The organism is Sciscionella marina DSM 45152 (assembly GCF_000379465.1).
GTDB classification, from domain to species: domain Bacteria; phylum Actinomycetota; class Actinomycetes; order Mycobacteriales; family Pseudonocardiaceae; genus Sciscionella; species Sciscionella marina.
This window is the reverse complement of record NZ_KB905458.1, coordinates 162,877-185,744: the sequence shown is the minus strand read 5'-3', so window position 1 is coordinate 185,744 and position 22,868 is coordinate 162,877. Positions and strand designations below refer to the sequence as shown.

At 67.3% G+C, this 22,868-nt stretch carries 25 protein-coding genes and 1 tRNA gene; 20 read left to right on the top strand and 6 right to left on the bottom strand.

The annotated features are described in order from the left end of the window. Window positions 1-68: 68 nt before the first annotated feature. A tRNA-Arg gene (locus A37U_RS0140100) sits at window positions 69-144 on the bottom strand. 118 nt (window positions 145-262) lie between these two features. Here A37U_RS0140100 and A37U_RS0140095 point away from each other — a divergent pair. The 7 genes from A37U_RS0140095 (at window position 263) to rho (ending at window position 9,936) form a co-directional block, all read left to right on the top strand. Beyond that, window positions 263-1,168 (top strand): cation diffusion facilitator family transporter, encoded by a 906-nt coding sequence (locus A37U_RS0140095; RefSeq protein WP_020502292.1) that lies wholly within the window; start codon window positions 263-265, stop codon window positions 1,166-1,168. 74 nt (window positions 1,169-1,242) lie between these two features. After that, on the top strand, window positions 1,243-2,892 hold the full coding sequence (gene argS, locus A37U_RS0140090) for an arginine--tRNA ligase (protein WP_020502291.1): 1,650 nt from the start codon (window positions 1,243-1,245) through the stop codon (window positions 2,890-2,892). Between the two features lie 7 nt (window positions 2,893-2,899). Continuing rightward, on the top strand, window positions 2,900-4,318 hold the full coding sequence (lysA, locus tag A37U_RS0140085; protein ID WP_026198125.1) for a diaminopimelate decarboxylase: 1,419 nt from the start codon (window positions 2,900-2,902) through the stop codon (window positions 4,316-4,318). Then, entirely contained in the window at window positions 4,318-5,610 is a 1,293-nt protein-coding gene (locus A37U_RS0140080; protein ID WP_020502289.1) for a homoserine dehydrogenase, read from the top strand. The genes lysA and A37U_RS0140080 overlap by 1 nt, the downstream gene beginning before the upstream one ends. After that, complete coding sequence (gene thrC, locus A37U_RS0140075) at window positions 5,607-6,665, top strand: threonine synthase (RefSeq protein WP_020502288.1); 1,059 nt, start codon at window positions 5,607-5,609, stop codon at window positions 6,663-6,665. The genes A37U_RS0140080 and thrC overlap by 4 nt, the downstream gene beginning before the upstream one ends. Next, on the top strand, window positions 6,662-7,525 hold the full coding sequence (gene thrB, locus A37U_RS0140070) for a homoserine kinase (protein WP_020502287.1): 864 nt from the start codon (window positions 6,662-6,664) through the stop codon (window positions 7,523-7,525). The genes thrC and thrB overlap by 4 nt, the downstream gene beginning before the upstream one ends. A gap of 374 nt (window positions 7,526-7,899) precedes the next feature. Continuing rightward, window positions 7,900-9,936, top strand: a complete 2,037-nt coding sequence (gene rho / locus A37U_RS0140065) for a transcription termination factor Rho (protein WP_020502286.1) — start codon at window positions 7,900-7,902, stop codon at window positions 9,934-9,936. 80 nt (window positions 9,937-10,016) lie between these two features. Here rho and A37U_RS0140060 read toward each other — a convergent pair whose 3' ends face one another. Both A37U_RS0140060 and A37U_RS47685 read right to left on the bottom strand, forming a co-directional pair. Then, window positions 10,017-10,394: a VOC family protein gene (locus A37U_RS0140060; RefSeq protein ID WP_020502285.1), complete on the bottom strand. Its 378-nt coding sequence runs from the start codon at window positions 10,392-10,394 to the stop codon at window positions 10,017-10,019. 87 nt (window positions 10,395-10,481) lie between these two features. Further along, window positions 10,482-10,970, bottom strand: a complete 489-nt coding sequence (locus tag A37U_RS47685; protein ID WP_020502284.1) for a hypothetical protein — start codon at window positions 10,968-10,970, stop codon at window positions 10,482-10,484. Between the two features lie 178 nt (window positions 10,971-11,148). On the opposite strand from A37U_RS47685, the gene rpmE reads away from it, so the two are divergent. Further along, window positions 11,149-11,361, top strand: a complete 213-nt coding sequence (gene rpmE / locus A37U_RS0140050) for a 50S ribosomal protein L31 (RefSeq protein WP_020502283.1) — start codon at window positions 11,149-11,151, stop codon at window positions 11,359-11,361. A 90-nt stretch (window positions 11,362-11,451) separates the two neighbouring features. Then, window positions 11,452-12,531: a peptide chain release factor 1 gene (gene prfA / locus A37U_RS0140045; RefSeq protein WP_020502282.1), complete on the top strand. Its 1,080-nt coding sequence runs from the start codon at window positions 11,452-11,454 to the stop codon at window positions 12,529-12,531. On the opposite strand, the gene A37U_RS0140040 is transcribed toward prfA, so the two are convergent. Both A37U_RS0140040 and A37U_RS0140035 read right to left on the bottom strand, forming a co-directional pair. Next, complete coding sequence (locus A37U_RS0140040; RefSeq protein ID WP_020502281.1) at window positions 12,532-13,152, bottom strand: TetR/AcrR family transcriptional regulator; 621 nt, start codon at window positions 13,150-13,152, stop codon at window positions 12,532-12,534. Then, window positions 13,149-14,633 (bottom strand): FAD-dependent monooxygenase, encoded by a 1,485-nt coding sequence (locus tag A37U_RS0140035; RefSeq protein ID WP_020502280.1) that lies wholly within the window; start codon window positions 14,631-14,633, stop codon window positions 13,149-13,151. Before A37U_RS0140035 ends, A37U_RS0140040 begins: the two co-directional genes overlap by 4 nt. 129 nt (window positions 14,634-14,762) lie before the next feature. Between A37U_RS0140035 and prmC the strand changes: the two genes are divergently transcribed. The 4 genes from prmC to A37U_RS0140015 all read left to right on the top strand — a co-directional run bounded on the left by prmC (window position 14,763) and on the right by A37U_RS0140015 (window position 17,156). Continuing rightward, complete coding sequence (prmC, locus tag A37U_RS0140030; protein WP_020502279.1) at window positions 14,763-15,632, top strand: peptide chain release factor N(5)-glutamine methyltransferase; 870 nt, start codon at window positions 14,763-14,765, stop codon at window positions 15,630-15,632. A 9-nt stretch (window positions 15,633-15,641) separates the two neighbouring features. After that, complete coding sequence (locus A37U_RS0140025) at window positions 15,642-16,496, top strand: metallophosphoesterase family protein (RefSeq protein WP_020502278.1); 855 nt, start codon at window positions 15,642-15,644, stop codon at window positions 16,494-16,496. A gap of 73 nt (window positions 16,497-16,569) precedes the next feature. After that, complete coding sequence (locus A37U_RS0140020; RefSeq protein WP_020502277.1) at window positions 16,570-16,818, top strand: hypothetical protein; 249 nt, start codon at window positions 16,570-16,572, stop codon at window positions 16,816-16,818. Beyond that, complete coding sequence (locus A37U_RS0140015; RefSeq protein ID WP_020502276.1) at window positions 16,815-17,156, top strand: type II toxin-antitoxin system HicB family antitoxin; 342 nt, start codon at window positions 16,815-16,817, stop codon at window positions 17,154-17,156. Before A37U_RS0140020 ends, A37U_RS0140015 begins: the two co-directional genes overlap by 4 nt. Window positions 17,157-17,160: 4 nt before the next feature. Here A37U_RS0140015 and A37U_RS0140010 read toward each other — a convergent pair whose 3' ends face one another. Continuing rightward, window positions 17,161-18,450: an amidohydrolase family protein gene (locus A37U_RS0140010; RefSeq protein WP_026198123.1), complete on the bottom strand. Its 1,290-nt coding sequence runs from the start codon at window positions 18,448-18,450 to the stop codon at window positions 17,161-17,163. Window positions 18,451-18,531: 81 nt separating this feature from the next. Here A37U_RS0140010 and A37U_RS0140005 point away from each other — a divergent pair, with 81 nt between their 5' ends. The 7 genes from A37U_RS0140005 to A37U_RS0139975 all read left to right on the top strand — a co-directional run bounded on the left by A37U_RS0140005 (window position 18,532) and on the right by A37U_RS0139975 (window position 22,853). Beyond that, window positions 18,532-18,993 carry a MarR family winged helix-turn-helix transcriptional regulator gene (locus tag A37U_RS0140005; RefSeq protein ID WP_020502274.1) on the top strand — a complete coding sequence of 154 codons (462 nt, stop codon included), beginning with the start codon at window positions 18,532-18,534 and terminating at the stop codon, window positions 18,991-18,993. A 46-nt stretch (window positions 18,994-19,039) separates the two neighbouring features. Continuing rightward, a complete protein-coding gene (locus tag A37U_RS0140000; protein WP_020502273.1) occupies window positions 19,040-19,690 on the top strand; it encodes an L-threonylcarbamoyladenylate synthase in 651 nt (216 codons plus the stop codon). Between the two features lie 9 nt (window positions 19,691-19,699). Further along, complete coding sequence (locus A37U_RS0139995) at window positions 19,700-20,860, top strand: glycosyltransferase family 4 protein (protein WP_020502272.1); 1,161 nt, start codon at window positions 19,700-19,702, stop codon at window positions 20,858-20,860. Between the two features lie 246 nt (window positions 20,861-21,106). Further along, window positions 21,107-21,313 carry an AtpZ/AtpI family protein gene (locus A37U_RS50800; RefSeq protein WP_083934250.1) on the top strand — a complete coding sequence of 69 codons (207 nt, stop codon included), beginning with the start codon at window positions 21,107-21,109 and terminating at the stop codon, window positions 21,311-21,313. A 40-nt stretch (window positions 21,314-21,353) separates the two neighbouring features. Further along, window positions 21,354-21,734 (top strand): hypothetical protein, encoded by a 381-nt coding sequence (locus A37U_RS0139985; protein ID WP_020502270.1) that lies wholly within the window; start codon window positions 21,354-21,356, stop codon window positions 21,732-21,734. A 20-nt stretch (window positions 21,735-21,754) separates the two neighbouring features. Then, on the top strand, window positions 21,755-22,501 hold the full coding sequence (locus tag A37U_RS0139980) for a FoF1 ATP synthase subunit A (protein ID WP_020502269.1): 747 nt from the start codon (window positions 21,755-21,757) through the stop codon (window positions 22,499-22,501). A gap of 91 nt (window positions 22,502-22,592) precedes the next feature. After that, complete coding sequence (locus A37U_RS0139975; protein ID WP_020502268.1) at window positions 22,593-22,853, top strand: ATP synthase subunit c family protein; 261 nt, start codon at window positions 22,593-22,595, stop codon at window positions 22,851-22,853. Window positions 22,854-22,868 lie beyond the last annotated feature (15 nt).

Genomic DNA, 22,868 nt, shown 5'->3' with positions numbered 1-22,868 from the left:
TCTATCGAGACTTATGCCACGTTTCATGCCATGAGCCCCGGTCTGACCAGCAGTGCATGCCTTTGACCTGGCGCCCTCGGCAGGATTCGAACCTGCGACACCTGCTTCCGGAGAGCAGTGCTCTATCCACTGAGCTACGAGGGCTTACCCGGGTGACTCTACAGCACGGGGGAGTGCACTCCCGAAGGGGTTCTTGTTAGGCTAGCCTTAGCTATATTGCATACATGCGCACTTCGCCATGCATGTGAACGGAGGTGCGGCTATGGGGCACGGGCATGGCCACGGCGCGGGGACGAGTGCTTCGGGGCGACATGTCCGGCCGCTGGCGCTTTCGTTCGGGGTGACGGCGGCGTTCATGGTGCTGGAGCTGGTGACGGGTGTGCTGACGGGCTCGCTGGCATTGATCTCGGATGCGGCGCACATGCTCACGGATGTGGTCGGCGTGGGCATGGCGTTGGCGGCGATCATGCTGGCGAAGCGGGCGCGGCGCTCGTCGACGAAGACGTTCGGCATGTACCGGGCTGAGGTGCTCGCTGCGCTGTTGAACGCGGTGCTGTTGTTCGGGGTCGCGGGTTATGTGACCTATGAGGCGGTGGGGAAGTTCCGCGCGCCGGAGGGGGTTCCCGGTCTTCCGGTGCTGATCGTCGGCTTCGCTGGTCTGCTGGCGAATGTGTTCTCGTTTCTGCTGTTGCGCGGGGGTGCGCAGGAGAGTCTGAATGTGCGCGGTGCGTATCTGGAGGTGCTCTCGGATCTGCTCGGCTCGATCGGTGTACTGGTCTCGGGGGCGATCACGCTGTGGACGGGCTGGCCGTACGCGGACCCGGTCATCGGTGTCGCGATCGGTCTGTTCGTGCTGCCGCGCGCGTGGAGTCTGGGGCGCAATGCTTTGCGCATTTTGTTTCAGCATGCGCCCGCGAAGCTGGATGTGGACGGGGTCGCGGCGAGTCTCGGCGAGGTGGCCGGGGTCGGTGAGGTGCACGATATCCACATCTGGACGCTGACCTCGGGGATGGAGGTGGCTTCGGCGCATCTCGCGGTGCATGCGGACGCGGACCCTGGCGTGGTGCTGGCTGCGGCGCAGCGGCTGCTGAAGGCGGAGTACGACATCGATCACGCGACCTTGCAGGTGGAGACGCCGAATGTGCGCTGCGCGGAACTGAGCTGGTAGTGGGTAGTGCGTGACCTGCGGCACATGTCCTGGCGGGCGTCGCTGCGTTCATGGCCAGCGATAGACTCACGCGGGTGACCCCAGCAGCCCTCGCCACCACCGTCCGGGACGCGGCCCTCGAGGTCCTGCGTGCCCGTGAGCTCGACGAATCCGTGCTTCCCGAGCAGGTCGTTGTGGAGCGTCCGCGTAATCCGGAGCACGGCGATTACGCGACGAATCTTGCGCTGCAGATCGGTAAGCGCCTCGGGGTGGCGCCGCGTGAACTGGCGAGCTGGTTGGCCGAGGCGCTCGCGCAGAGCGATTCGATCGATTCGGCGGAGATCGCGGGACCGGGCTTCGTGAACTTGCGGCTCGCCGCGGACGCGCAGGGCGGAATCGTGGCGAAGGTGCTCGAGGAGGGCGCGGGCTACGGCCAGGCCGAACAGCTGGCGGGCACCAAGATCAACCTGGAGTTCGTCTCGGCGAACCCGACCGGTCCGGTGCACCTCGGCGGGGCGCGCTGGGCCGCGGCGGGCGACGCGCTCGGCAGAGTGCTCGAGGCACAGGGCGCGGACGTCACGCGGGAGTACTACTTCAACGATGCGGGTGCGCAGATCGACCGGTTCGTGAACTCGCTGATGGCCGCCGCGAAGGGGGAACCGACCCCGGAGGACGGTTACGGCGGGGCCTACATCGGTGAGGTGGCGAGCCAGGTACTGGCCCAGCAGCCGGACGCGCTGGAGCGCGGGGACGCGGCCGAGGTCTTCAGGCAGATCGGCGTCGGGCTGATGTTCGACGAGGTCAAGCGCTCGCTGCACGAGTTCGGCACGGACTTCGACGTGTTCTTCCACGAGGACTCGCTGCACCAGTCCGGCGCGGTCGGTGAACTGGTCGAGCGGTTGAAGAACTCGGACAACCTGTACTTCGCCGATGGCGCGTGGTGGTTGCGCAGTAAGGATTTCGGCGACGACAAGGACAGGGTGGTCATCAAGACCGACGGCGCACCCGCCTACATCGCCGGGGACATCGCCTACTTCGCGGACAAGCGCGCGCGGGGATTCGACCTCTGCATCTACATGCTCGGTGCCGATCATCACGGCTACATCGCGCGGCTGAAGGCGGCCGCGGCAGCACTCGGCGATGATCCGGACACGGTCGAGGTGCTGATCGGGCAGATGGTGAACCTGGTCTCGAACGGTGAGCCGGTGCGGATGAGTAAGCGCGCGGGCACCGTACTCCGGATGGAAGACCTGGTGGACGTGGTCGGCGTGGACGCGGCCCGCTACTCGATGATCCGGTCCTCGATCGATGCGAGCCTGGACATCGACCTGGACCTGTATGCCAAGCGCACCAACGAAAATCCGGTCTTCTACGTGCAGTACGCGCATGCGCGGCTGTGCTCGATCGCGCGCAACGCCGAAGATCTCGGCATCGCCGCGGCCGGTCGGTCCGAACTGGGACTGCTCACGCACGAGCGCGAGGGCGAGCTGATCCGCACCATCGGAGAGTTCCCCGGCGTCGTCAAGGCAAGCGCGGATCTGCGGGAACCGCACCGCATCGCGCGTTACCTGGAATCGCTCGCCGCCGCGTATCACCGCTTCTACGACTCCTGTCGCGTGCTGCCGATGGGTGATGAGCCCGCGACGGGGCTGACGGGCGCGCGGCTCGCCCTCTGCACGGCGGCACGGCACGTGCTCGCCAACGGACTGCGCCTGCTCGGCGTGGCCGCACCGGAACGGATGTAAGACCACAATGCGCGCTCACCCAGCAGGCCCGAGGCACGCCGATGTGCTCGCACCCGGCGATACCGCGGGACCGCAACCGTCCACACTGGACACTCTGGACGAACTGCCCGCGCTGGTGTGGCCGCGCGGCAGCTTCCGGGACGAACGCGGATCGGTCGCGTTCGCCGGAGTGGATGTCGCCGATCTCGCCGAGGAATACGGCACCCCGTTGTTCGTGGTGGACGAGGAGGATTTCCGCTCCCGCTGCCGCGAATACGCCCAGGCCTTCGGATCCGCCTCTTCGGTGCACTACGCGGCGAAGGCGTTTCTCTCGGTCAAGGTGGCGCGCTGGGTGGCCGATGAGGGCCTGTCCTTGGATGTGTGCAGCGGCGGCGAGCTCGCCATCGCGTTGCGCGCCGGTTTCCCGGTCGAGCGGATCGCCTTGCACGGCAACAACAAGACCGAGCAGGAGCTGGCCGAGGCGGTCACCGCGGGGGTCGGCACCATCGTGCTCGACTCGTACCTGGAGATCGCGCGGCTGGACCAGATCGCCCGCGAGCACGGGGTCGTGCAACAGGTCATGGTCCGGGTGACCGTCGGTGTCGAGGCGCACACCCACGAATTCATCGCGACCGCGCACGAGGACCAGAAGTTCGGTTTCTCGCTCTCGGCCGGTGGCGCGGAGGAAGCCGTTCGCCGGGTGCTCAACTGCGCGAACCTGCGGCTGATCGGGCTGCACAGCCATATCGGCTCGCAGATCTTCGACACGGCCGGATTCGAGGTGGCCGCGCACCGGGTGATCGATCTGCTGGCGCGGGTCAACGAGGAACACGGCTCCGACCGGCTCGCCGATCTGTCCACAGTGGACCTCGGCGGCGGGCTGGGGATCGCCTACACCGAGGGCGATGACCCGATGCCGGTGGACACGCTCGCCGAGGGGCTGCACCGGATCGTGGCCAAGGAATGCGAACAGGCCGGGCTCGCGGTGCCGACGATCGCGGTCGAACCGGGGCGCGCGATCGCCGGTCCGGGAACGGTGACGCTGTACCGGGTCGGCACGGTGAAGCCGATCGAGCTCGACGCGGGCCTGGTGCGTACCTACGTCTCGGTCGACGGCGGCATGAGCGACAACATCCGGACCGCGCTCTACGATTCGGTGTACGACTGCCGGCTCGTCTCCCGGCGGGCCGAGGCCGATTCCGCGCTGTGCCGCATCGTCGGCAAGCACTGCGAGTCCGGTGACGTCGTGGTGCGTGATGCCTGGCTGCCCGCCGATATCGCGCCCGGCGACCTGATCGCGGTGGCGGCGACCGGCGCCTACTGCTATTCGATGGCCAGCAACTACAACCGGGTTCCCCGGCCTGCGGTGGTGGCGGTCCGCGACGGTTCCGTGCAACCCTTGCTGCGCAGGGAGACCACCGAGGATCTACTCAGGCTGGAGGCGTGATGAAGGCGTTGCGGGTCGCGCTACTCGGGTGCGGCACGGTCGGCACCGAGGTCGCCAGGCTGCTCACCGAAGAGGGCACGGAACTCGCCGCCCGGATCGGTGCGCCGCTCGAACTCGCCGGGATCGCGGTTCGCCGCCCGGCGCGGCATCCGGAGGTTCCGCAGGATCTGCTCACCACCGACGCCGAAGGCCTGCTGCGCTCGGACATCGACCTGATCGTCGAGGTGATCGGCGGAATCGAGCCCGCGCGCACGCTGCTGCGGGACGCGCTGCGCCGCGGGATCAGCGTGGTGACGGCGAACAAGAATCTGCTCGCCGAATGCGGTCCGGAATTGTACGAGGCTGCCGACGAATCGGGCGCGGACATCTATTTCGAGGCCGCGGTAGCAGGCGCCATTCCGCTGCTGCGCCCGATTCGTGAATCGCTTTCCGGGGATCGGATAAACCGGGTCACCGGAATCGTCAACGGCACGACGAACTTCATTCTTTCCGCGATGGACGAGACCGGGGCCGGGTACACGGAAACCCTTGAAGAGGCGGGAAGGCTGGGATACGCTGAGGCGGATCCGAGCTCCGATGTGGACGGTTTCGACGCGGCGGCGAAGGCGGCCATTCTCGCCTCGCTCGCCTTTCATACCCGGGTGGGCGCGCACGATGTGCACCGCGAGGGAATTTCCGAGGTGAGCAGCGCCGATATCGCGGCCGCCCGGGAATTGGGGCGCACGGTGAAACTGCTCGCGATCTGTGAAAGGGTGCGCGGGGAATCCGGCGAGGAATCGGTTTCCGCGCGAGTCTATCCGGCGATGATTCCGCGCAGCCATCAGCTGGCCGGCGTCGGCGGTGCGTTCAACGCGGTCTATGTCGAAGCCGATGCCGCGGGTTCGCTGATGTTCTTCGGCCAGGGCGCGGGTGGGGTGCCCACGGCGAGCGCGGTGCTCGGCGACCTGGTCACCGCGGCGCGCAACCGGATCGCGGGCGGTTTCGGCCCGCGGGAATCCGCGCATGCCGCGCTGCGTGTGCAACCGATGGGCGAGACGCCGACGCGGTACCACATCAGCCTGGACGTCGCGGATGTCGCCGGAGTTCTGGAACAGGTGGCCGCGGTCTTCGCCAAGCACGAGGTGTCCATCGCCGTTGTCCGCCAGGAAGGGCGTACCGCGGACGCGAACCTGGTGATCGTCACCCATTCCGCGCCCGATCGCGCTTTGCGGGCGACCGTGGACGCCATCGCCGGCCTCGATGTCGTCCATGCGGTGACCAGTGTCATGCGCGTAGAAGGAGAATCCACATGAGCCACTGGCGCGGGGTCATCGACGCCTATTCCGATCGGATCGCCATTCCCGGTGGGGCGCGCGTCATCACGCTGCACGAGGGTGGGACTCCGCTGCTCGAGGCGCCCTATCTCAGTGAACGGACCGGCGCGCGGGTACTGCTCAAGATCGAGGGAGCCAACCCGACCGGTTCGTTCAAGGACCGCGGCCTGACCGTGGCGATCACCGACGCGCTCGCCAGCGGCGCGGAGGCGGTGATCTGCGCGTCCACCGGAAACACCTCGGCCTCGGCCGCCGCCTATGCCGCGCGTGCCGGGATGCGCTGCGCGGTTCTGGTGCCCAGTGGGAAGATCGCGCTCGGCAAGCTCGCCCAGGCCGTCGCCTACGGTGCGCGGATCCTCCAGGTCGACGGAAATTTCGACGATTGTCTCGAGCTGGCCAGGAAAACGTCCGCCGAATACCCCATCGCACTGGTGAATTCGGTGAACAAGGTGCGCATCGAGGGCCAGAAAACCGCTGCCTTCGAGATCTGCGATGTACTTGGTCGGGCCCCGGACATTCATCTGCTCCCGGTCGGGAACGCGGGCAATATCACCGCGTACTGGAAAGGGTACCGGGAGTACGCCGAGGACAAGATCATCGAGCGGACCCCGCGGATGCTCGGTGTGCAGGCCGAGGGCGCTGCCCCGCTGGTGCGCGGTGAACCGGTCGCCGAACCGGACACCGTGGCCACCGCCATCCGGATCGGCAGCCCGGCCTCCTGGCGCGGTGCGACCAATGCGGTCGAGCAGTCGGACGGCCAGTTCAGCGCCGTGGACGATGACCGTATCCTCTCCGCGTACCGCCAGCTCGCCGCGCATGAGGGCGTTTTCGTGGAGCCCGCTTCGGCGGCCAGTGTGGCCGGTCTGCTCGCCTGCGCCGAGGAAGGCCGGATCCCGCGCGGATCGCTGACGGTCTGCACGGTGACCGGGCACGGGCTCAAGGACCCGCAGACCGCGCTCGCCGAGGTCAGCGAGGACGTGGAGGTGTTGCCGGTCGAACCGACCGCGATCGCGAAGGCGCTGGAACTCTCGTGAAGCAGCGGGTACGCCTCCGGGTTCCCGGATCCTCGGCCAATCTCGGTCCCGGATTCGACGCGCTCGGTCTCGCCCTCGGCATCCACGACACGCTCGAGGTCAGCCGGGCCGACCGGTTCGATGTGGTGGTTTCCGGGGAGGCCGCGGAGGAGGTACCGCGCGATGAAGGGCACCTCGTGCTGCGCGCGATGCGGGCCGCCGAGGATCGTCTCGGTGTCCGAATTGGACCGGTAAAACTGAGCTGTACCAACGAAATCCCGCACGCGCGCGGGCTCGGTTCCTCCGCGGCGGCGATCGTCGCGGGGATCGCCGCGGTCTACGGCCTGCTCGATCGCGAGCTCGACGCGGAAGCACTGCAACTGGCTGCGGAATTCGAGCGGCACGCGGACAACGTCGCGGCCAGCCTGTTCGGCGGACTGCAGCTGACCTGGGAGCGGGACGGCCGGTATTCCGGCGTTGGATTCGCCACACATCCGAAGGTGTGTCCGATCGCACTCGTGCCGGAACTCCAGTCCTCGACGCACGCCACCCGCGGGCTGCTTCCGGAAACGGTGCCGCACGCGGATGCCGCGTTCGCTGCCGGGCGCAGCGCCCTCGTGGTGCACGCGCTGACTTCGGCCCCGGAACTACTACTCGAGGCCACCGCGGACCGGCTGCATCAGGAGTACCGCAAATCGGCCTGGCCCTCGAGCCTCGATCTACTGCATGACCTGCGAGAACAGGGGATCGCGGCGACCATCTCCGGTGCCGGTCCCACGGTGCTGGCCTTCGGTGAACCGCCCACCGGGCTCGTCCCCGAAGGCTTCCGCGCGGTGCCGCTCGCGGTCGATGAGCACGGTGTCCGAGTCGAATCCGAATGACATGCGGGGACGCGCCGGGGGTGGTTGTTGCGTTGCCGAACGGCTGCGGTTACCCTCGGAGGTGTTCAGTCATCGCGCGCTGGGACGCCGGTGCGAAGTTCTCCGGTCTGTCCGGGGTGGCCCCCACTTCTTTGGGTGGGACACACAGTGCGTTGATTGACGGTTTCCCGTTGCTTCCAGTCATGGATTTCATGTCAGCCGTCCCGAACAGGATGGGGCACGACGGGGGTTAGAGGACGCATGGATTGGGGTTGTCGCCAACAAGCGGACATCGCCCGTTCCGCGCGGCCTCCTGCTGGGTCGTCCGGCGTTTCATCCGGCGACGAGGTCCGCTGGCACGCGGAGGACGCGTTGGCCGGTCAGGAAGGACATGTGTGACCAATACAGAATTGTTGAGCGGTAGCGAAACCGAATCCACCGCTTCACAAGGCGAAGGGGATAAGGCGCGCGCCGCGACCAAGAGCACGACGACACGCCGCAAGACCGGTGGCCTTTCCGGAATGGTGCTCGCCGAGCTTCGTGAGCTCGCCGGGGAACTGGGAATCACCGGCACCACTGGAATGCGCAAGGGCGACTTGATCGCCGCGATCAAGGAGCGCCAGGGCAGTGGGTCCCAGGCGAGCGCCGCGAGCACCGCCTCGACGGGCACCGCGAAGCGCACCCGCAAGGCGACCGGCTCGGACGGTGCGCAGCTCCCGTTCGGTGAGGAACCGGCGCAGGCCGAGAAGCCGCGCGAGTCCGATGCGGACAAGAACGGTTCCACCGGAGATGCCGCGCCGAAGGCAGAGAAGCCGGAATCGCCGAAGGCTGAATCGCCGAAGGCTGAATCGAAGGCCGAACCGCTGAAGACCGATTCGCCCCAGTCCGATTCACCCAAGACCGATTCGAAGGCCGAACCGCAGTCGGCGAACGGAAAACCGGTCGAATCGGCCACGCGCCAGGACGGTGGTGAGCGCTCCGAGGGCGGCGGTCGTCGCAGGCGGCGCTCCGGCCGGGGCGGTGGCGAGGCCACCGGTAACGAAGGCGGCAATCGCGAGAACAACAATCGCGAGAACAACAACCGCGACGGTAACCGGGACAACAACCGGGACAACAACCGGGACAACGGCGGTAATCGCGACAATCGCGACAACAACAAGAACAACAACAACTCCGCGAAGGTCGAGGACGACGAGGACGGCGGCGGTCGCCGCGGTCGCCGGTACCGCGACCGCAGGCGGGGCCGCAACCGCGAGGGCGGTGGCAACCCGGACACCGAGATCCGCGAGGACGACGTGCTGCTCCCGGTCGCCGGGATCCTCGACGTGCTGGACAACTACGCGTTCGTGCGGACCTCCGGCTACCTGCCGGGCCCCAACGACGTGTACGTCTCCCTCTCGCTGGTCCGCCGCTTCGGCATGCGCCGGGGTGACGCGATCACCGGTGTGATCAAGCAGCCGCGCGAGGGCGAGCAGCAGCGTCAGAAGTTCAACCCGCTGGTGCGCGTGGACACGGTCAACGGCGTCGAGCCCGACCAGGCCAAGCGCCGCCCGGAGTTCGGCAAGCTCACCCCGCTGTACCCGAACGAGCGCTTCCGGTTGGAAACCGACCAGAACAAGCTCACCACCCGGGTGATCGACCTGATCATGCCGGTCGGGAAGGGGCAGCGCGCGCTGATCCAGGCGCCGCCGAAGGCAGGAAAGACCACGATCCTGCAGGACATGGCGAACGCGATCGCCACCAACAACCCGGAGTGCTATCTGATGGTCGTGCTCGTCGACGAGCGACCGGAAGAAGTCACCGATATGCAGCGCACCATCAAGGGCGAGGTCATCGCGTCCACGTTCGACCGTCCGCCGTCCGACCACACCTCGGTCGCGGAACTGTCGATCGAACGCGCGAAGCGGCTCGTCGAGATGGGCAACGACGTGGTCGTCATGCTCGACTCGATCACCCGGCTCGGGCGCGCTTACAACAACTCCTCCCCGGCGAGCGGGCGCATCCTGTCCGGTGGTATCGACTCGACCGCGCTCTACCCGCCGAAGCGTTTCCTCGGCGCGGCGCGCAACATCGAGGACGGCGGCTCGCTGACCATCTTCGCGACCGCGATGGTCGAGACCGGCTCCACCGGTGACACGGTGATCTTCGAGGAGTTCAAGGGCACCGGCAACGCCGAGCTCAAGCTGGACCGCAAGATCGCCGAGAAGCGGCTGTTCCCCGCGGTGGACGTCATCCCGTCCGGTACCCGCAAGGACGAACTGCTGCTGTCCCCGGACGAGTACGCGGTGAACCAGAAGCTGCGCCGGGTCCTCGGTGCGCTCGACTCGCAGCAGGCCATCGACACCCTGCTGCACCAGCTGCGCAAGACACGCAACAACGTCGAGTTCCTGCTCCAGATCTCCAAGACGACACCTGGTATGGACAACGACTGAGGCGAACACGCTGTACGGGCCGGGGCCGGACACCACTGGTGTCCGGCCCCGGTTTCGTTTTTCCCGGCCTCGCCGGATGCCTATCCGTTCCAGTCAACGAGCTGGACGATGACGCCGTTCGGGTCGCGCACCTGGAAGGCGCGCTCGCCCCATTCCTCGGTGGTGAGCGGCATGGTGATCGGCACGCCTTCGGCTTCGAGCCGGGCGAGCTCACCTTCGAGGTCGTCGACGACGAAGGCGAGGATCAGCCCGCTCGCGTGCTCCTCGCGCTGGTCCGCGGGCAGGGTTGCCAGTCCGCATTGGAGGAATACGACATTCATGCCCGCGTCTTCGCGGGTCAGCGAGGCGAACCCGGCGGCGGCCTGTTGTTCGGTGAAGCCGAAATGACGGGTCAGGAAGGCGCTGGACTTCGCGACGTCCGCTACGTTGAGGGACACGGCGGAGGCGGTGATGCGCAATGAGGCTCCTCACGGTAAACAAAAATCGTACGGTGTACGATTTGATCGTACACCGTACGAGCGTGTTTGGCTCGTGAGCGAGAGCGATCAGTGGCTCGGCTTGGCTCCCGGAGTCCAGCCGAGGTAGTTGTTGAAGTAGCCGTAGCCACCGCCTGCCTTGGTGACGTGGCCGATCTTGCCGCCGACGCTGGTCGCCCAGAAGCCGCCCTTGCCGTCCGAGACGCCGACGTGGCCGTACTGCGAGATCTTCCAGTAGACGAAGGCGCCGAGCGGCGGGTTCTTGTCGCCCTTGTGCTTGGGGCTCGCGCCGTTCCAGTGCGCGATGGCCGAGGCCCACACGCCGGTGGCGCCATAGGCATTCTCCGCGGCCTTCTCGCAGTAGTGCTCCCATCCGGTGCTCCCGGCATGGCCGGAGTACCAGGCGACGGCGCCCGCAGGGGACCCGTCGGCGGCGGATCTGACGCTGACCTGCTGCTGCGCCGGGGCGGTATCCGCGAACGACACGGGGGCGCCCACGCCGAGGGCGATGGCGGAGCCGGTGAGAACAGTGAGGGCCTTCTTGGTGAATGTACGCATGGCGCTGACGGTATGACCCCGGGTGACGGCGTGGTAGGGCCGACTGTCGGGAATGCCTGTTCATGCAGGTGCGTTGAAATACCTGCCAACCGGTCTGGCAAACTATAGGGCTGGACCATCAGGTTCCGGTTCACCCCGCTATCGGGGACCCGGCGACCGTCTATCGAAAGGCGATGCAGTGAAGAGCGGAATTCACCCGGATTACGTCGAGACCTCGGTTACCTGCAGCTGCGGGAACCAGTTCAACACCAAGAGCACCAAGCAGACGGGGCAGATCAGCGTCGAGGTCTGCTCGAAGTGCCACCCGTTCTACACGGGCAAGCAGAAGATCCTCGACACCGGTGGTCGCGTCGCCCGTTTCGAGGCGCGCTACGGCAAGCGCAACCGCTAGCTGTCCGACCGGCGCCCGCACCCGACCTGGAATCAGGTTCGGGGCGGGCGCCGTTTTCGTGCATGCCGGCTCGAGGATCAGGAGAAGACCGTGGATATCGCCAGCCTTGCCGCGCTCGCCGATGAGCACGCCGAGCTCGAGCGCAAGCTCGCCGATCCCGAGGTGCACTCCGACCCGACCCTGGCGCGCAAGCTGTCCCGCCGGTACGCCGAGCTCGGCCCGGTGGTCAAGACGCTCAACGAACTGCGCGCGGTGCGCGAGGACCTGGAAACCGCCGAGGAACTCGCCGGTGAGGACGCCGCGTTCGCCGAGGAGGCCGAGGGCCTGCGCGAACGGGTCCCCGCGCTCGAGGCGAAGCTGACCCACCTGTTGCTGCCACGGGATCCGCACGACGCCTCCGATGTGCTCATGGAGATCAAATCCGGTGAGGGTGGTGAGGAATCCGCGCTGTTCGCGGGGGACCTGTTGCGGATGTACACGCGTTACGCGGAGCATCGCGGCTGGCGGGTCACCGTGCTCGGCGGGACCGACTCGGACCTCGGCGGCTACAAGGATGTGACGGTGAGCTTCGCGGGCCGGGGCGCCGATCCGGACGACGGGGTCTGGTCCTGGCTGAAGTTCGAGGGCGGGGTGCACCGGGTGCAGCGGGTCCCGGTGACCGAATCGCAGGGCCGGATCCACACCTCCGCGGCCGGGGTACTGGTGTTCCCCGAGGTCGAGGACGATGTCGAGGTCGAGGTGGACGAGAAGGACCTGCGCATCGACGTGTACCGGTCCTCGGGCAAGGGCGGTCAGGGCGTGAACACCACCGACTCGGCGGTGCGCATCACCCACCTGCCGACCGGGATCGTGGTCTCCTGCCAGAACGAGCGTTCGCAGTTGCAGAACAAGGCGCGGGCGATGCAGGTGCTCACCGCGCGGTTGCAGGCCGCAGCCGAGGAGAAGGCCGCGGAGCAGGCCTCGGACGCGCGCCGTTCGCAGATCCGCACCGTGGACCGGTCCGAGCGGGTGCGCACCTACAACTACCCGGAGAACCGCATCTCCGATCACCGGGTGAACTTCAAGGCCTACAACCTGGACCACGTGCTCGACGGCGAGCTCAACGCCGTGCTCAGCGCGCTGCGCGACGCCGACTCGGCCGAGCGGCTCGAGGCGGCGTCCCGCTCCTGATCAGCTCTCCGGCACCGCGATGCCGAGCTGGCCGAGAACGGCGCGCATCCGCTCGCGGAGTTCACGCTCGCTTGGCGGATCAGGGTGCATCAGCGCTGGGAACAGGGTCGCGCCGACCACGGTGTCCAGGATGAGTTCCGGATCGGTGTGCTCGGGAAGGCCGCCGAGTTCGATCGCGCGGCGCACGGCGGAATGCGCGAGCCGCCTGCGCGGTTGCAGATAGCCCTCCCAGAACGTGCGCAGGAGCTCGGGGTGGCTGGTGGCGGTGCCGATGAGCCTGGCGAGCAACCCGCGGGATTCGGATCGGCTGAGCAGCTCGGCGATGGCCTCGAACAGGCTGGTGATCGCCGCGTCGAGATCCTCGGGCTCGGTGTCCAGGAGCGGCTGGTAGAGCGCCGCATCGTCGATGTCTCGCGCCTGGTCGATGGCCGCGATGAGCAGCTGGTCCTTGTTCGGCCAGCGCCGGTAGACGGTCAGCCGGGCAACGCCTGCGCGTTTGGCGACCTGCTCGATGCTGGTGGCATCCGGGCCGTTCGCGATGAACATCTCCAGCGCGGCACGCAGGATCGCGCGGTCCGCGCCGGCATCTCGTGGGCGACCACGGGAACCGCCGTCGGTCACGGATGCGCTCCTTTCTCGGGACACAGTGCGGTATCCAACCAGTTGCCGAGTTCCGTGGCGCTGTCGCCGCGCCAGGCGAGGTGGGCGTCCGGGCGGATCAGGCAGATCTGGGGCAGCACACCGGTTTCCGGGTGGAGCAATGTGACATCGCCGAGTCGTTTGGTGGCCTCGCGCAGGTGTTCCTTTCCGGGTTCGCTGGTCAGCACCGCCCAGCCGGTGCCGAGCCGATCGTGCAGTGGCGCCGGGTTTCCCTCGGTGTCGCTGGTGCCAATGTTCGGCACCCGGTCTCCTGGCTGCGGGCCGTGCGGCGTGGTGCCTTGTCCGGCGAGCGGACCGCCGCGGTAGCGCACGTTCAACTGCGAAGCGGCACGCAGGAGACGGCGCTGGAGGGCCGGTAGGCGCAACAGCGGGGCGAGCATGGCGAACAGCCGCCTGCCCGTGGCCGATCCGGCGAAGCCGAGCTTGGTGCCGAAACTGGTCGCAGACAGTACGGTCTTCGCGACCGGTCGCCGTTCCGCTTGGTAGGTGTCGATCAGTGGTTCCCCGGCGCGCCCGGCGAGCACGAGCGCCAGCTTGAAAGCCAGGTTCTCCGCGTCGCCGATGCCCGTGTTCAGGCCCTGACCACCGAGCGGGGAGTGAATGTGTGCCGCGTCCCCGGCCAGCAGCACGCGCCCCTCCCGGTAGGTGTCGGCCAGCCTCCGGTTGAACCGGAACACCGAAGTCCACTCCACTGCTCGGATGCGCAGGTCCGGGAACCCGGCGCGCTCGGTGGCGAACCGGCCGAGCAGCTCGATGATCTCGGCTTCGCCCGGCTCCGTTTCCGGTTCGGCGTCGGTCGGCGCCATGAGCCGCCATAGATCGCCGTCCGGATGTGGCAGCGGCATCGCGACGAACTGGCCGCCGGGGCCGAGGAATGTCCCGAGGCCCGGCGGATCGGCGTGCACATCCGCGAGCAGGAACCGCTCGGGAAGCGGTGCGCCGGGGAACCGGATGTCGGTGCTCTTGCGGACCTGGCTGTGCGCACCATCGCAGCCGATCAGCCACTCGGCGCTGGCCCGTTCACCGGTTCCGAGGTCGGCGTGCACGCCAGCGCCATCCTGGGTCAGCCCGAGCAGCCGGGTGTTCCACTCGATCTCACCGCCGCGCGCGGCCAGCCGTTCGCGCAGCTGTGCCTCGACCTCGGTCTGCGGGATCCAGAGCATTCGCGGTTCGCCGGAATCGAGTGCGGCACCGACGTCGACGACCAGCTTGCTGTTCACGTGAATCGCCGTCTCCCGCACGTTGAGCGCGCGTTGTGGCAGCTCGCCGAGCGCGCCGAGGCGCTGGAGCACTTCCTGCCCGCGTGGTTGCAGGCCGAGGGCGCGCGAGGTGGTCGCCGGTCCGGGTGCAGTATCCACCACGCGCACCGCGATCCCGTTGGCGAGCAGCGCGCAGGCCGCGGTCAGCCCGGTCGGCCCCGCACCGACGATCAGCACTGCCATGATGACTCCTTTTATATACAGAACTGTACTGTTTACAAATTAACCCGAACCTGGAGATCCGGCAACGTCGCCGCGCCCGGCTGTTCTCGTCTCGCGGGTGGCCTCCGATGTCACGGCTACAGTGATGTCGTGACCCGACAACCCCTGCGGCTTGCCATCCTCGAGGCCGCGCGCATCCTGGCGGACGCGGGTGTGCCGAGCCCGCGCGTGGACGCCGAGGAACTGGCCGCGCATGTGCTCGGGGTGCGCAGGGACCGGCTCGCGCTCNCCCCGCTCGCCGATACCGGCGATATCGAGCGGTTGCGCAAACTCGTCGAACAGCGAGCCAAACGTATTCCGCTGCAACACATCCTCGGTACCGCGGCGATGGGTTCGATCGAGGTGGCGGTGGGCAACGGTGTTTTCGTTCCGCGCCCGGAGACCGAGCAGCTGCTCGACTGGGCGCTGCGCAGGATCGCCGAGGTCCCCCAGCCGCTGGTGTTCGACCTGTGCACCGGTTCGGGCGCGCTCGGGCTGGCCATCGCGCACGAGCGCCCGGACGCGCGGGTGTGTGCCCTCGAACTGGACAAGGTGGCGCTGGCCTGGGCCCGGCACAACGCCGATGCCTGTGCCGCGGAAGGGGACCGCAGGGTGGAACTGTACGCGGGCGATGTGTCCAACCCGCGGTTGTTCACGGAGTTCGACGGGATGGCGGACCTCGTGGTGTGCAACCCGCCCTACATTCCCGAGGGCGCCGAGCTCGATCCCGAGGTGCGCCACGATCCCACGCAGGCCTTGTTCGCCGGGGCCGACGGGCTCGAGGTGATCCGTTCGGTGGTGCGGGTGGCCGCGCGGCTGCTGCGCGAGGGCGGGGCGCTGGCCATCGAACACGACGACAGCAACGGGGACGGCGTCGCCGGGCTGCTCTCCGCACGCCGGGTACTCACCGAAGTCACTGGGCACACCGATCTGGCCGGTAAACCCCGGTTCGTGACGGCGATCCGGACCACGAGCACGTAACCTGGCCGGGTGGCACAACCCAGTCTGCTTGCGGTCAGTGATCTGCACATCGGGCACAAGGAGAACCGGCAGCTCTGCGAACAGATCCTCCCGCGCGATCGGAACGACTGGCTCATCGTCGCCGGGGATGTCGGCGAACGGATCTCGGATGTCGAATGGGCACTCGGCCTGCTCGCCGAGCGGTTCGCCGAGGTGATCTGGGTCCCCGGTAACCATGAGCTGTGGACGCATCCGAGCGAGGAGAGCGAACTGCGCGGACTCGCCCGGTACGAACGGCTTGTCGAGCTCTGCCGCGGGCTCGGCGTGCACACGCCCGAGGACCCCTTCCCGGTGTTCGAAGGGCTCACCGTCGCGCCGCTGTTCACCCTCTACGACTACAGCTTCCGTCCCCAGGGCGCGCGGGACAGTGAAGAGGGGCTGGCGATCGCGCACAAGGCGGGAGTGGTGTGCACCGACGAATATCTGCTGCACCCTGATCCCTATCCGAGCCGCGCGGAATGGTGCGCCGACCGGATCGAGTACTCCGAAAAACGCCTCGCCGAGATCGACGGCCCCACCGTGCTGGTGAACCACTGGCCGCTGGTGCGCGAACCCACGGATGTGTTGTGGTACCCCGAATTCGCGCAGTGGTGCGGAACAACCGAGAGCCGCGACTGGGCGCGCCGGTTCGATGCCCGCGCGGTGGTCTATGGGCACCTGCACATTCCGCGCACCATCACCGTGGACGGAGTGCCGCACGTCGAGGCCTCGCTCGGGTATCCACGCGAGTGGCGCCGCCACGGGATGCGCCCCGAGCTGTACGTGGACGTGTTCGATCCGGTCCGCCCCAACCTGGAAACGGTGGGCGCCCGGGTTTCCGGTTAGGGCTGTGCGCGTGAAGGGTCCATTCGCGCGGCCATCGCCATTATGGTACCATTAATGGTACCATAATGGCGATGTGTCCAGTGTTGCTTCGATCGTCGCCGCCATGCGGCGCGCACCGTCGAACGTGCGGTTCGCCGACGTGTGGAAGGTGTGCGTGCACTACTTCGGTATGCCGAGGCAGTCGGGTACATCGCATGCGGTGTTCCGGACCCCGTGGCCGGGCGATCCGCGGGTGAGTGTGCAGGACTTCCGCGGCCAGGCGAAGCCCTACCAGGTGAAGCAGGTGTTGCGGACGATCGAGCGATGGGAGGCAAAGGAGTGAGTGAGCCAAGGATCGACACCACCCACTACACCTACCGGGTGAGCTGGTCGGCCGAAGACGAGGAATACGTCGGGAGCTGTGTCGAGCTGCCTTCGCTTTCCTGGCTCGCCGATACCCAGCAGGGGGCACTTTCCGGGGTCGAGCAGGCGGTTGCCGAAGCGATCGAGGACATGCTCGCGACCGGTGAGGAGGTGCCGCCCCCGCTTGCCGAGCGACGCTATTCGGGCCGGTTCAACGTGCGGGTCCCGGAAAGCCTGCATCGGAGGCTGGCCATGGAGGCGGCCGAGCAGGACATCAGCTTGAACCGGTTGATCAGCGATCGGCTCTCCAATACCTGAGTTTCTAGGCGGGCATCCAGGAGCCGTCGAGTGCGATACCGGCGTCCGCGGCGATCCGATCGCGGGACTCCAGCAGCCGGGCGGACAGCGCGGCCAGGTCGGGGCCGAGCAGTCGTCCGCCGCGTTTGACCGCCCTGCCCGCGATGAACACGCTGTCCACGAGGCCGGGGTGACCGGCGGCGAGGATGGTGCCCGCCGGGTTGTTGACCGGGAAGATCGCGGGATCCTCGGCGTCGAGCAGAAGCAGGTCGGCGTCCTTGCCGACGGTGATGCTGCCGGTGCGGGCTTCGCGTCCGCATGCCCGGGCGCCGTCCACGGTGGCGAACTCGAGGAAGTCCCGTGCGCCGAGTGCGCCGTCGAGGCCGCGCTGGATGGCGCAGGCAGTCCGCATGGCGGCGAACATGTCGCCGCCCGCCGAGGCGCAGTCGTCGATGGACAGCGACGGGCGGATCCCGGCGGCGAGCATGCGCCCGGTCTCGGGCCAGCCGAAGCCCATTTTCGCCTCGACGTCCGGGCTGATGGACACCGAGCAGCCCGCATCGGCCAGCATCGCCACCTCCTCGTCGGGGATGCCGTTGGCATGTACGAAGGTGGTGCGCTCGTCGAGCAGTCCGCGCTCGCGCATCCCGTCGACGGGGCAGTGACCTTCGGGCCAGCCGAGGGTGGCGTGTACGTGCACGCTCACCCGCAACCCGAGTTTCCGCGCCAGTGCGATATCGGCGGCCGTGGTGTCCATTGTGGTCAGTTGTGGCCCGCGCAGGCCGAGCATCATCTGCTCGCCGGGCAATTCCGCGCGCACGCGCCGAATCTCGGGCCCGATGTCCGACTCGCCGCCGAGTCCCGCGCCATAACAGAAGATCGAGTGCCCGGGTGCCTCCTGTAGCGCCTCGATCGCGGCATCGGCGTTCTCGGCGGTGTCGGAGCAGTGGAACCAGTCGAGCATGGTCGTGACGCCCGAGTTGACCGCCTCGATCCGGCCGAGCAGATTGCCGAGATACACGTCCTCGGGCCGGTAGCGCGGTCGCAGCGTGCCGTGCATGCCCGCGCGGTACTGCTCGAACGTCCAGTCCGCGCCGATGCCCCGGAACGCGGTCTGCCAGGTGTGCCGGTGGGTGTCCACGAAACCGGGCAGCACGATCTTGCCCACGGCGTCCACGATCTCGGCGTCCGCGGCCCCGAGATCACCGGCGACCGCCGCGATCCGGCCGTCTTCGATGAGCACATCGCCGCGCGGGAGATCCCCGACGGCCGGATCCATGCTGACCACCGTGCCACCGCGCAGCACTGTCCTCATCGCGAACCCGCCTTCCCCTAGAGTTGACACGTCAACTCTAGGGTGTGCGAAGTTGATGCGTCAACTCGTTACGATCCCGTCATGGCGCAGACCGGCACACTGAAACCCGATGAGTGGGAGCTCTGGCAGCTCTGGACACACGCGTACCACTTGCTCGTCCGGGAACTCGACCGCGGCCTGCAGCGCGACTGCGGCATTTCGAAGGCCGAGTTCAGTGTGCTGATGGCGCTGTCGAGGGCGCCAGGCCGCGAGCTGAACGTCGCCGATCTCGTCGCCGAGCTCGACTGGGAGAAAAGCCGCGTTTCGCATCAGCTCACCCGGATGGAGAACCGGGGTTTCGTACAGCGCATCCAGCACGGGGCCACCGGCCGCCGCATCCGGGTCGGGCTGACCGGCACGGGCCAGCGCACCACGCAGAACGCCGTCCGTGCGCACGGCGCCAACATCCGCCGCTGCTTCTTCGACTCGCTCACCACTGAGCAGGCCGCGACCCTGCGGGCGTGGAGCGAGCAGGTCGTCGAGGGCATCGAACCGCGCCAGTAGTGGGTACCCCGCACGGCCGACGGCGCGCGGTGCGAGAATTCCGCGCATGAGTGCGGTTTATGACTGCTCCGTCCAAGAGACCAGGGAAGCGGGCATCGCGAGCGCGGCGAGCGTGCTCCGGTCCGGGCGGCTGGTCGTCTTCCCGACCGACACCGTCTATGGCATCGGCGCGGACGCGTTCAATCCGGATGCGGTGCGCTCCTTGCTTTCGGTGAAGGGGCGCGGGGGGAACATGCCCGCCTCGGTGCTCGTCGGTTCGTGGACGACCATCGACGGGCTGGTGCTCTCGGTCCCGGACATCGCGCGCTCGCTGATCGAGGCGTTCTGGCCCGGCGCGCTTTCCCTCATCCTGACCGCGGCGCCCTCGCTCGCCTGGGACCTGGGGGACACCCGCGGCACGGTGATGCTGCGCATGCCGCTGCATCCGGTCGCGATCGAGCTGCTGCGCGAGGTCGGGCCGATCGCGCAGTCGAGCGCCAACCGCACCGGTGTCGCGCCGGCCACCGATGTGGAGAACGCTCGCGATCAGCTCGGCGACGCCATCGGTGCCTATCTGGACGGTGGGCCGAGCGGGGAAGCGGTTCCCTCCACGATCATCGACCTCACCGGCGAGGATCCGCTGGTGCTGCGCGAAGGTGCGGTGAGCCTGGCCGAACTCGGCGAGGTGCTCGGTCACGGGGTCTCGGTGGCGCGGTAGCCTCGGGCCGTGAACGCAGGCGGCTTCGGGCTCGGTGTACCCGTCAAGGAGTTCACCCTCGTCGCGCTCACCACCGCGGTCGTCACACTGCTGCTGACCGGACTCGTCCGGTTGCTCGCGTTCAAGATCGGCGCGGTCGCGGTTCCCCGGGCACGCGATGTGCACGCCAAGCCGATGCCGCGAATGGGCGGCGTCGCCATGTACGGCGGGGTGTGCGCGGGCATGCTGCTCGCCCACCAGCTTCCGGTGCTGCGCCGGGCGTTCGACTACGCACTCGATCCGGAGGCGGTACTGGTCGGCGGCGGGCTGATCGTGCTCGTCGGAATGCTCGACGACCGCTTCGAACTCGATTCGCTCACCAAGGCGGCCGGGCAGATCGCCGCGGCCGGGGTGCTCGTGCTCTTCGGTGTGCAGTGGCTGATGTTCTGGGTGCCCTGGGGCGGGACCGGGCACGGTTCGGTGCTGGTGCTGGATCAGAACATGGGCGGGGTGCTGGTCATCCTGCTGACCTTCGCGCTGGTCAATGCGCTGAACTTCGTGGACGGGCTGGATGGTCTCGCCGCGGGGATCGGGCTGATCGCCGCGGTCGCGACGGGTGCGTTCGCCCTGGTGTTGCTCGCCAAGAACGGCGGCGATGTGAGCAGTTACCCGCCCGCGCTGATCGCGGCCACGCTCGCCGGGGCCTGCCTCGGCTTCCTCCCGCACAATTTCCAGCCCGCCAAGATCTTCATGGGTGACTCGGGCTCGATGCTGATCGGGCTGATGCTCGCGGCGGCGGCGACCTCGGCTTCGGGAAGGGTGAATTACCTGACCTTCGGCGCGGGGGACGCGGTCGGCCTGCTCTCCCCGCTGATCGTGGTCGTCGCGGTGCTGCTGATCCCGCTGCTGGACCTGATCATGGCCGTGATCCGTCGCGTCCGGAACGGCACGAGCTGGGCCAAACCAGACAAAATGCACCTGCATCACCGGCTGCTCGAGGTCGGCCATTCGCAGCGGCGTGCGGTGCTGTTGATCTATTTGTGGGCGGGTGTACTCGCGTTCGGCGCGGTCGCGCTCACCGTTTTCGATGTGTTCCTGGTGGCCGGGCTGATGGTGGTCTGCCTGCTCATCGCGCTGCTGGTGTCCGCGATTCCCCGGCTGCGTGCCAGCCGTGGCCGACACTCCGCGTAGACCCGCGTCACTGTGACCGAGCCGAAACCGACATACCGGTAACGCTCATCACCATTTTTGCAGGTAGGCAGCTCTAGATAGGGCCACCCGTCGGTGTGATAGCGTCACGGTTACACCCGCCTCGACGTGGGTCACGCCGGCCGTGGCAGCCGTCGATCTCTCTCTTTGATTGCGCTGTCCTCATGACCGACAAAGGAGCCGCACATGAGTGATACCCACTCAGAACCGACCAGGTAGTCCGGCTCCATGGCGTCCTCAGGACCAGGGCTCCGTGAACTGCTCGGGATGGGCAGCACGATAGCCGTGATGGTCGCCGGAGGGCTGGGTCTGGGAATGTTTCTGGACGGCCGTGTAGTAACTTCCCCTTTGTTCACGCTTGTCGGTCTCGGTGTCGGCGTACTCGCCGCATCCGTGTACCTGTACTCCATCGCCAAGAAGTTCTGGAAAGAGTGAGGTCGAAGCTTTGTCAGCGATTGGCTCCGCAGCACAGAACGTGCCTGCCGCGAAGCTGATCAGCCTGCGCCTGCCGCTGATCATCTGTTCCGTGCTCGCCGCGGGCGGCATCGTCGCGGGCGCCCTGCTCGACCACCTCGTGATGGGGATCCTGTTCGCCGTCGGCATGGGGATGGGGCTATATAACGCCCGGCTGATGCAGAAGCAGGTGCTGCGGGTGATTTCCGAGGAGAACCCGACCAAGCGTGCGATCGTCGGCTCCTCCACCCAGCGCCTGATCGTGTTGACGGTCATCGCGCTCGCCCTCGGCTTCTTCATGAAGCCTGACGGGCTCGGCGTGTTCGTCGGTCTTGCCGTGTTCCAGTTGGTCTTTATGGGCAACACGATGTTGCCGGTGATGAAGGAGTACCGCCGCCAGTGATTGATCGCGTCCATCAAGCCATGACTTCGACCCTTGCCGCGGATAGTCAGATCAAGGTCGGCGAGTACGGGCAGACCGAGGTTCTCGGCATCACGCTGAACATGACCACCATTCTCGGCACGCTCGTCGCGTCCGTCATTCTTCTCGCGGTCGGCTTCTTCGTGCGTGCGAAGCTCGTCGCGAGCGCGAATTCCGGCACCAAGGTGCCCGGTGGAACGCAGCTGTTCCTCGAGACGATCGTGAAACACTTCCGCGACCAGATCCACTCCTTCGTCGGGATCAAGGTCGCGCCGTTCCTGGTGCCGGTCTGTCTGGCACTGTTCCTGTTCATTCTTTCGGCCAACTGGCTGACCTTCCTGCCGATTCACCACTATCTGCCGCCGCCGAGCGCGGACGTGAACTTCGTCTACGCGCTCGCGCTGCTGATGTTCGTCTGGTGGCACGCGGCCGGTACGCGTAGGCACAAGGGCGTCGGCAAGCACGCGCTGCATGTGCTGAAGGGGCACTACGCTCCGTTCGCCCCGATGTGGGTCATCGAAGAGGTCGTGCACCTGCTCTCGCTGCCGCTGCGGCTTTTCGGGAACATGCTCGCCGGTGGAATCCTGGTCGCCCTGCTCGGCCTGCTCCCGGTCTACTTCAACTGGATCCCGATCGCCGGATGGAAGTTGTTCGACATGGCGATCGGACTACTCCAGGCGTATCTGTTCGTCTTGCTGACGATTTCGTACTTCAGTCAGGCAATGGAGGTTCACGACGAGGAACACTGACCTCTGTTCGCCTGGAAGATCAGAATTCTGATCCAGGATCAGTTACCGAGAAATTCCCCAAACTCCAGTTAGTTCAGTTCGAAGGAGCATCATGGCAGCAGATCAGACAGCCGACGCAATCCGCGCCGCCGGTGCCTACATCGGCGCCGGACTCGCCCTCGGTGGTGGCGCCGCGGGTGCGGCCGTCGCCGACGGTGTCGCCGGTGGTCAGCTCGTCGCGGGCGTTGCGCGTCAGCCTGAGGCGCAGGGCCGCATGTTCAGCCAGTTCATCATTTCGGCCGGTCTCGCGGAAGGGAACTACTTCATCGCGCTGGCACTCGCCGCCGTCATGATGTTCACCATGGCCGGCTGAGACAGATACCTCGCG